5 protein-coding genes and 3 rRNA genes are annotated in these 9,926 nt (G+C 44.3%); 5 read left to right on the top strand and 3 right to left on the bottom strand.

Annotation, left to right across the window (positions count from 1 at the left end; translation table 11 throughout):
• The 5 genes from OHJ21_RS32895 to rrf all read left to right on the top strand — a co-directional run.
• The coding region (locus OHJ21_RS32895) for a tRNA-dihydrouridine synthase (protein ID WP_486022402.1) at positions 1-260 on the top strand (260 nt) is incomplete at its 5' end.
• A 233-nt stretch (positions 261-493) separates the two neighbouring features.
• Complete coding sequence (gene lysS, locus OHJ21_RS32890) at positions 494-1,981, top strand: lysine--tRNA ligase (protein ID WP_284140744.1); 1,488 nt, start codon at positions 494-496, stop codon at positions 1,979-1,981.
• 589 nt (positions 1,982-2,570) lie between these two features.
• Positions 2,571-4,133: ribosomal RNA gene (locus tag OHJ21_RS32885) — 16S ribosomal RNA — on the top strand.
• 266 nt (positions 4,134-4,399) lie between these two features.
• Positions 4,400-7,317 (top strand): 23S ribosomal RNA (locus tag OHJ21_RS32880).
• A 125-nt stretch (positions 7,318-7,442) separates the two neighbouring features.
• Positions 7,443-7,558 (top strand): 5S ribosomal RNA (gene rrf / locus OHJ21_RS32875).
• The 16S, 23S and 5S rRNA genes sit together here, the layout of an rRNA operon.
• A gap of 192 nt (positions 7,559-7,750) precedes the next feature.
• Here rrf and OHJ21_RS32870 read toward each other — a convergent pair.
• The 3 genes from OHJ21_RS32870 to OHJ21_RS32860 form a co-directional block, all read right to left on the bottom strand.
• Entirely contained in the window at positions 7,751-8,944 is a 1,194-nt protein-coding gene (locus tag OHJ21_RS32870; RefSeq protein ID WP_284139883.1) for a dicarboxylate/amino acid:cation symporter, read from the bottom strand.
• A gap of 191 nt (positions 8,945-9,135) precedes the next feature.
• Entirely contained in the window at positions 9,136-9,330 is a 195-nt protein-coding gene (locus tag OHJ21_RS32865) for a hypothetical protein (RefSeq protein ID WP_284139882.1), read from the bottom strand.
• Positions 9,331-9,399: 69 nt separating this feature from the next.
• The coding region (locus OHJ21_RS32860; protein ID WP_486022399.1) for an NAD(P)/FAD-dependent oxidoreductase at positions 9,400-9,926 on the bottom strand (527 nt) is incomplete at its 5' end.

Below are 9,926 nucleotides of genomic sequence, written 5' to 3'. Positions count from 1 at the left end.
AAACAGGTGAATTGATTAAAGATCCGACACCAAAGGAGAAAATTGATGTTTGTATCCTTCATATGGATCGACTGATTCAACTAAAGGGAGAAAAAGTTGCGGTTATGGAAATGCGCAAGCATGCAGCTTGGTATTTAAAAGGATTAAACGGAAACGGACAGGTTCGCAGACAAATAAATGAAACGGAATCTAGAGAAGCAGTAGTGGAAGTCTTGTATGCTTATGTGGCCAAGCTTGAAGGAGAGCATAAAGCGTCTTAACAAATGAATAAGCATCCGTCAGGTTGATAATCTGGCGGATTCTCCTTTTGCAAAATTGGTTGGTAACGTCGTACTAGAATCTAATATGATAACTTTATTGTTTTTAACATTGTGCAAATCATGCCCGTATAGATAATAATGGATGAAAACAAATGCAATCTTATATATACTAGTGGTTAATAAGGATCGTTACTGTTAACCATACATATAAAGGAATAATTGGAGTGATATACATGTCGGAAGAATTAAATGAACATATGCGTGTTCGCTATGAAAAAATGGAGGATCTCCGCACCCGAGGTATCGACCCATTTGGCGGAAAATTTGAGCGTACAGATTTAGCGGAAGATTTAAAACAACGCTATGATAAATATTCGAAAGAAGAGCTAGAAGAAAAAAGCACCGATTTTGTTGTGACAATCGCTGGGCGGGTTATGACAAAGCGTGGTAAAGGGAAAGCTGGATTTGCTCACATTCAGGATGCTAGTGGACAAATTCAAATTTATGTTCGTAAAGATGCAATTGGCGAAGAAGCCTATGGCATTTTTAATTCCGTTGATTTAGGAGATATTGTTGGGATTACGGGTGCTATGTTTAAAACAAATGTAGGCGAGCTGTCTGTGAAAGCAACGGAATTCCAATTACTAACGAAGGCTTTACGCCCATTACCAGAGAAATATCATGGTTTAAAAGATATCGAACAACGTTATCGTCAGCGGTATCTTGATCTAATTACGAACATGGATAGTAAAGCAACATTCGTACTTCGCAGTAAGATTATTCAAGAGATGCGAAGCTATTTAAATGGACAAGGCTTTTTAGAGGTTGAAACACCGATGATGCATGGAATCCCAGGTGGAGCAGCTGCTCGTCCATTTGAAACGCATCATAATGCATTAGACATTCCATTATATATGCGCATTGCAATTGAACTGCATTTAAAGCGTCTTATTGTGGGTGGTATGGAAAAGGTTTATGAAATTGGTAGAGTATTTCGTAATGAAGGTGTATCGACACGTCATAATCCAGAATTTACGATGATCGAATTATATGAAGCATTTGCTGATTATCGTGATATTATGGCTTTAACAGAAAATATGATTGCTCATATTGCAAAACAGGTATTAGGAAAAACTACGATTATGTATGAGGGACAAGAAATTAATCTTGAACCGAAGTGGAAGCGAGTGCATATGGTTGATGCTGTGAAGGAGCATACTGGTGTAGACTTCTGGAATCATATGAGTGATGAAGAAGCGAAACAGCTAGCGAAAGAGCACCATGTAGAAATAACGGATGCAATGACATACGGCCATATTGTAAACGAATTTTTTGAACAGAAAGTAGAAGAGAAATTAATACAGCCTACATTTATTTACGGCCATCCAGTAGAAATTTCTCCGTTGGCGAAAAAGAACAAAGAGGATGAGCGCTTTACCGACCGCTTTGAATTGTTTATTGTTGGTCGTGAACACGCCAATGCATTCAGTGAGTTGAATGATCCGATTGATCAGCGCGAACGGTTTGAAGCACAAGTGAACGAAAGAGCACAAGGAAATGATGAAGCTCATTTAATGGATGAAGACTTTTTAGAGGCACTGGAATATGGAATGCCTCCAACTGGTGGATTAGGAATTGGCATAGACCGTCTGGTCATGCTCTTAACAGATTCTCCATCCATTCGCGATGTGCTATTGTTCCCGCAAATGCGTAATAAATAATGAATATTGAAGTATATTGGACACCCAGGCTCACGGTTGAGCTAGGGTGTCTTTTTCTATCCTTTACACTACACCTGGTCAGAATTAGAATTTAACTACTACTAATAGTGTTTGATAAGGGTTTGATTCGGATAAATAAATGTAAGGAATTTTTTACCACATTTTTTCTTGGTTTTTCATCTTGATTTAAGGGAATAATCATGGTAAATTTAATAACGTTGCTTCACGAAGAAAGTATGAATGAAAGAATCTTTCCCGTGAAATGCAACTAAAAATTTTGTTGACACACCATAGCAAACATGGTATATTTAAAAAGTCGCCAAATTAGCAACGCAGGTTGGTGACAAGCGCAATTCTTTATAAAAAAACGAAAAAGAAATAACAAAAAAGTTATTGACATTAAAGAGTGTGCATGGTATGATAATCAAGTCGCCAATTTGAACGGCGAATTATTTTTTGCTCTTTGAAAACTGAACAAAACGACCAGTATGTCAAGAAAAACGGACCTCGTTTTTCAAAATAAAATCAGAAGCAAAGACTTCTGAACAAGCTAAGAAATTGAGATTGATTGGTGTCAATCTTACAAACTTTTTTGGAGAGTTTGATCTTGGCTCAGGACGAACGCTGGCGGCGTGCCTAATACATGCAAGTCGAGCGCGGGAAGCAAGCAGATCCCTTCGGGGTGACGCTTGTGGAACGAGCGGCGGACGGGTGAGTAACACGTGGGCAACCTGCCTGTAAGACTGGGATAACTCCGGGAAACCGGGGCTAATACCGGATAACACTTCCTAACACATGTTAAGAAGTTAAAAGATGGCTTCGGCTATCACTTACAGATGGGCCCGCGGCGCATTAGCTAGTTGGTGAGGTAACGGCTCACCAAGGCAACGATGCGTAGCCGACCTGAGAGGGTGATCGGCCACACTGGGACTGAGACACGGCCCAGACTCCTACGGGAGGCAGCAGTAGGGAATCTTCCGCAATGGACGAAAGTCTGACGGAGCAACGCCGCGTGAGTGATGAAGGTTTTCGGATCGTAAAACTCTGTTGTTAGGGAAGAACAAGTACCGTTCGAATAGGTCGGTACCTTGACGGTACCTAACCAGAAAGCCCCGGCTAACTACGTGCCAGCAGCCGCGGTAATACGTAGGGGGCGAGCGTTGTCCGGAATTATTGGGCGTAAAGCGCGCGCAGGCGGTCCTTTAAGTCTGATGTGAAAGCCCACGGCTTAACCGTGGAGGGTCATTGGAAACTGGAGGACTTGAGTGCAGAAGAGGAGAGTGGAATTCCATGTGTAGCGGTGAAATGCGTAGAGATATGGAGGAACACCAGTGGCGAAGGCGACTCTCTGGTCTGCAACTGACGCTGAGGCGCGAAAGCGTGGGTAGCGAACAGGATTAGATACCCTGGTAGTCCACGCCGTAAACGATGAGTGCTAGGTGTTAGGGGGTTTCCGCCCCTTAGTGCTGAAGTTAACGCATTAAGCACTCCGCCTGGGGAGTACGGCCGCAAGGCTGAAACTCAAAAGAATTGACGGGGGCCCGCACAAGCGGTGGAGCATGTGGTTTAATTCGAAGCAACGCGAAGAACCTTACCAGGTCTTGACATCCTCTGCTAACACTAGAGATAGTGTGTTCCCTTCGGGGACAGAGTGACAGGTGGTGCATGGTTGTCGTCAGCTCGTGTCGTGAGATGTTGGGTTAAGTCCCGCAACGAGCGCAACCCTTGATCTTAGTTGCCAGCATTAAGTTGGGCACTCTAAGGTGACTGCCGGTGACAAACCGGAGGAAGGTGGGGATGACGTCAAATCATCATGCCCCTTATGACCTGGGCTACACACGTGCTACAATGGATGGAACAAAGGGCAGCGAAGCCGCGAGGTGAAGCAAATCCCATAAAACCATTCTCAGTTCGGATTGTAGGCTGCAACTCGCCTACATGAAGCCGGAATCGCTAGTAATCGCGGATCAGCATGCCGCGGTGAATACGTTCCCGGGCCTTGTACACACCGCCCGTCACACCACGAGAGTTGGTAACACCCGAAGTCGGTGAGGTAACCTTTTGGAGCCAGCCGCCGAAGGTGGGACTAATGATTGGGGTGAAGTCGTAACAAGGTAGCCGTATCGGAAGGTGCGGCTGGATCACCTCCTTTCTAAGGAATATGAAGGAACGCTAGAGGACTTTCGAGTCCTCTGGTAAGGGCATACTTGGTCAGTTTGGTTCAGTTTTGAGAGAGTGAATTATTGTCTCTCAAGGATGAGATAGAAGGGTCTTCTGTTAAAACCCGTCACGTCCTGTGACGAACACAGAAGTCACCACATCCTGTGGAAGCTTGTACCTTGAAAACTAAATAAGAGTAATACCAACGACATCAACAAAGGCGTAAAGCAAATATAAGCATTATGCTTATTCATTGTTAGTTAAGTGAATAAGAGCGCACGGTGGATGCCTTGGCACTAGGATCCGACGAAGGACGGGACTAACACCGATATGCCTCGGGGAGTTGTAAGTAGACTTTGATCCGGGGATTTCCGAATGGGGGAACCCACTATTCGTAATGGAATAGTACGTGTATCTGAATACATAGGATGCACGAGGCAGACCCGGGGAACTGAAACATCTCAGTACCCGGAGGAAGAGAAAGCAAACGCGATTTCCTGAGTAGCGGCGAGCGAAACGGAATTAGCCCAAACCAAAAGGTTTACCTTTTGGGGTTGTAGGACACTCCACACGGAGTTACAAAGAAATTCTTTAGATGAAGCGATCTGGAAAGATCCGCCACAGAAGGTAACAGCCCTGTAATCGAAAAAGAATTTCCTCCGGAGTGTATCCTGAGTACGGCGGAACACGAGAAATTCCGTCGGAATCCGGGAGGACCATCTCCCAAGGCTAAATACTCCCTAGTGACCGATAGTGAACCAGTACCGTGAGGGAAAGGTGAAAAGCACCCCGGAAGGGGAGTGAAAGAGAACCTGAAACCGTGTGCTTACAAGTAGTCGAAGCCCGTTAATGGGTGACGGCGTACCTTTTGTAGAATGGACCGGCGAGTTACGATTGTATGCAAGGTTAAGTGGATGACACGGAGCCGTAGCGAAAGCGAGTCTGAATAGGGCGAATGAGTATGCGGTCGTAGACCCGAAACCGTGTGATCTACCCATGTCCAGGGTGAAGGTCAGGTAACACTGACTGGAGGCCCGAACCCACGTATGTTGAAAAATGCGGGGATGAGGTGTGGGTAGGGGTGAAATGCCAATCGAACACGGAGATAGCTGGTTCTCTCCGAAATAGCTTTAGGGCTAGCCTCAAAGAAAGAGTACTGGAGGTAGAGCACTGATTGGACTAGGGGCCCTCACCGGGTTACCGAATTCAGTCAAACTCCGAATGCCAGCTACTTAGCTTTGGGAGTCAGACTATGGGTGATAAGGTTCATAGTCGAAAGGGAAACAGCCCAGACCGCCAGCTAAGGTCCCAAAGTATACGTTAAGTGGAAAAGGATGTGGAGTTGCTTAGACAACCAGGATGTTGGCTTAGAAGCAGCCATCATTTAAAGAGTGCGTAATAGCTCACTGGTCGAGTGACTCTGCGCCGAAAATATACCGGGGCTAAACGTATCACCGAAGCTGCGGATTGTTCTTCGAACAATGGTAGGAGAGCGTTCCAAGTGCAGTGAAGTCAGACCGTGAGGACTGGTGGAGCGCTTGGAAGTGAGAATGCCGGTATGAGTAGCGAAAAAAGAGTGAGAATCTCTTTCACCGAATGCCTAAGGTTTCCTGAGGAAGGCTCGTCCTCTCAGGGTTAGTCGGGACCTAAGCCGAGGCCGAAAGGCGTAGGCGATGGACAACAGGTAGATATTCCTGTACCACCTCATGACCGCTATTAGCGACGGGGGGACGCAGTAGGATAGGGAAAGCGCACCGATGGATGAGTGCGCCCAAGCAGTAAGAGAGTTGGATAGGCAAATCCGTCCAACAATCTCAAGCTGTGATGGGGAGTGAACTAGAGTAGCGAAGTTCCCGATTTCACACTGCCGAGAAAAGCCTCTAGCAAGGTCACAGGTGCCCGTACCGCAAACCGACACAGGTAGGCGAGGAGAGAATCCTAAGGTGAGCGGGAGAACTCTCGTTAAGGAACTCGGCAAAATGACCCCGTAACTTCGGGAGAAGGGGTGCTCCTTTAAGGAGGAGCCGCAGTGAATAGGCCCAAGCGACTGTTTAGCAAAAACACAGGTCTCTGCGAAGCCGAAAGGCGAAGTATAGGGGCTGACACCTGCCCGGTGCTGGAAGGTTAAGGGGAAGCGTTAGCGTTCGCGCGAAGCGTAGAACCGAAGCCCCAGTAAACGGCGGCCGTAACTATAACGGTCCTAAGGTAGCGAAATTCCTTGTCGGGTAAGTTCCGACCCGCACGAAAGGTGCAACGACTTGGGCACTGTCTCAACGAGAGACCCGGTGAAATTATACTATGCGTGAAGATGCGCATTACCCGCGACAGGACGGAAAGACCCCGTGGAGCTTTACTGTAGCCTGATATTGAATGTTTGTGCAGCTTGTACAGGATAGGTGGGAGCCTTGGAAACCGGAGCGCTAGCTTCGGTGGAGGCAATGGTGGGATACCACCCTGGCTGTACGAACATTCTAACCCAGGACCGTGATCCGGTTCGGAGACAGTGTCAGGCGGGCAGTTTGACTGGGGCGGTCGCCTCCCAAAAGGTAACGGAGGCGCCCAAAGGTTCCCTCAGAATGGTTGGAAATCATTCGAAGAGTGTAAAGGCAGAAGGGAGCTTGACTGCGAGACCTACAAGTCGAGCAGGGACGAAAGTCGGGCTTAGTGATCCGGTGGTTCCGCATGGAAGGGCCATCGCTCAACGGATAAAAGCTACCCCGGGGATAACAGGCTTATCTCCCCCAAGAGTTCACATCGACGGGGAGGTTTGGCACCTCGATGTCGGCTCATCGCATCCTGGGGCTGTAGTCGGTCCCAAGGGTTGGGCTGTTCGCCCATTAAAGCGGTACGCGAGCTGGGTTCAGAACGTCGTGAGACAGTTCGGTCCCTATCCGTCGTGGGCGTTGGAAGTTTGAGAGGAGCTGTCCTTAGTACGAGAGGACCGGGATGGACACACCGCTGGTGTACCAGTTGTTCCGCCAGGAGCATAGCTGGGTAGCTACGTGTGGAAAGGATAAGTGCTGAAAGCATCTAAGCATGAAGCCCCCCTCTAGATGAGACTTCCCATCACTTCGAGTGAGTAAGATCCCTCAGAGACGATGAGGTTGATAGGTCCGAGGTGGAAGCGTGGTGACACGTGGAGCTGACGGATACTAATAGATCGAGGACTTAACTAACTTTCTTTATGTCAGCTTGTCATTGGTAGAACTCTTATTTAGTTTTTAGGGTATAAATAAAAAACCCTTGCATTTTCTTTGGAAAATGCCTATAATATATCTTGTCTTTCCTTTAAAGACATTTGTCTGGTAGCGATAGCGAAGAGGTCACACCTGTTCCCATGCCGAACACAGCAGTTAAGCTCTTCAGCGCCGATGGTAGTTGGGGCATTGCCCCTGTGAGAGTAGGACGCCGCCAGGCGAAAGAAAATGGATACGAAATTCGTATCCATTTTTTTATGCAAAAAATGACATGTGCGTTATCTGTATGCCTTTTGCTTACAAACTCGCGCTAGAAAGCTACACCACCAAATTTGAAAGAAAACCAAAAAAAGTCAAGCTGCTCATCCCTTGGATGAACTGCCTGACTTAATTTATTTCCAGCAGTTTTTCTTTACTGTGCAGTTGTTCTTATTTCTTCTTCAACAGGATCTTTCTTTTTTCGAAAAGAGTTTATAATCGAAGTAATTGCACCATCTCCTGTTACATTACATGCAGTACCAATGCTGTCTTGTGCAAGGTATAGCGCAATCATTAGCGAAACCATTGTTGGATCAAATCCAAGCATTGTTTCCAATAGTCCAAGTGCAGCCATTACGGCACCTCCAGGCACTCCTGGAGCGGCAATCATCGTAACTCCTAGCATTAATATAAAAGGCATGATTTTAGAAAAGCTTGCCATATCGCCTTGTAAAAACATAACTGCTAATGCACAGCTAACAAGAGTGATTGTACTGCCTGATAAATGAATGTTAGCTAAAAGTGGAACTGTAAAGTCAGCGACTCGTTCGCGTACATTTAATTTCTTCGTTCTTTCTAATGTAACTGGAATTGTTGCAGCAGACGACTGTGTTCCTAAAGCTGTGAAATATGCAGGTAGCATTTTCTTTATCATGCCAAAAGGATTTTGCTTACTCAATGATCCAGCAACAGTGTATTGTAATGTTAAATATAATAGATGTAAAATAATGATCATAATGAATACCTTTGCAAAAACATTTAAAATGGTACTTACTTGACCAGCAAATGTCATATTAGCAAAAATACCAAAAATGTGAAATGGAAGTAATGGAATAATTACTTTTTCAATAACTAATTGGATAATATCTCGAAATTCATTCATTAAATGAAGCAATGTGTTCCCCTTTATTGCAGCGATTCCTAATCCAATAACAAAGGAAAGTAATAAAGCTGTCATGACTCCGATTGGAGGTGCCATTTCAAGCTTTAAATAAGTTGTAGCAAGACTTTCAGTTGGATCAGAAAAATTTTCAAGTGATTGTCCTTTAAGCATTGCTGGATAAAGGTTTTTAGCAACAAGAAATGCAATTACTCCAGCAATAATCGTTGATGTATAAGCGATTACCGCAGTTAGACCAAGCAATTTTCCTGCTCCTCGTCCCAATGTTCCAATACCAGGAGCAATAAATCCAAGAATTATAAGGGGGATAACAAAGCTTAAGAAATTTCCAAAAAGGCTGTTAAAGGTTGCAAAAATACGAATCGTCCACTCAGGAACAAAGGAACCGAGTAAAATACCTAGTATAATGGCAATTACAATTCTTATAAGTAGGTGAAATCCCTTCATTTTTTTCTCTCCTTATCAATTTAATTATTGACTACTATACTAGAGCAAGAGAGGGAGTGCAAGCATCTTTTGCCTTATATAAGATGGTTAAATTAAAATGCTGTTCATAATTGAATTTGTTTAAATTTGTTTTGCACCACATCTATTTAATAATAAAAGAAAGAAGCGTGCATTAACACGCTTCTAACAATTTAACTCATTCCGTGTGGGCCTAGGGTTTGTGTATCTCCTGTTCCAGAAGAACCAGTCATTTGTGAAACGAAAGGAATCATTTTTTGCATCGTTTGACCTATTCCTTGATTATTCTTTGTCATGGTATAGAATGTTGCTGCGCCAACTCCAACGGAGGCAATTAGTGGCAACCAAACTCCATTATTTTTTTGCATTTTATCATCCTTTCTGTTTTATCCCAGGCATTAATAGCGTGGCTTAATACAGAAAAATAATTACAGGAATCATATGCCAGCTAAAGCAGCATTCATACCAGCCAATCTGCCGGTTACTAAGGCAGAGGTAATGTTATAGCCGCCGGTATATCCGTGGATATCGAGGATTTCTCCACAAAAAAATAAGCGCGGCATTCGTTTAGATTGCATTGTTTTTGGCATTATTTCCTTTATAGAAACACCACCACCAGTTACAAATGCTTTTTCCATTGGTAATGAGCCATGAACGGAAAATGTAAACTGTTTTATTGTATTACAGAGTTTTTGAATGGATTCTTTTGATATATTAGCAGCATGATCGGTTGCTTCAATATCGTTTAAGGCTAAAATGAATGTAAGAAATCGTTCTGGTACAATTCCTTTTAATATATTTTTAATCGTTTTACGTGGATTTTTCTCACATAATGTAAGTAATTCTTTTTGTAACGCATCTTTAGATGTATTCGGTAATACATCGAGAACCATTTTTACATAGTTTTCTCCTTTTAATAGCTCTTTAACAACAAATTGTGAGCAACGTAAGACTGCAGGTCCTG

It is taken from the genome of Virgibacillus sp. LDC1, from assembly GCF_025792345.1.
Classification (GTDB): domain Bacteria; phylum Bacillota; class Bacilli; order Paenibacillales; family Paenibacillaceae; genus Paenibacillus_AQ; species Paenibacillus_AQ lautus.
The sequence above is the reverse complement of the archived record's forward strand: the minus strand, read 5'-3'. Positions and strand labels throughout refer to the sequence as shown.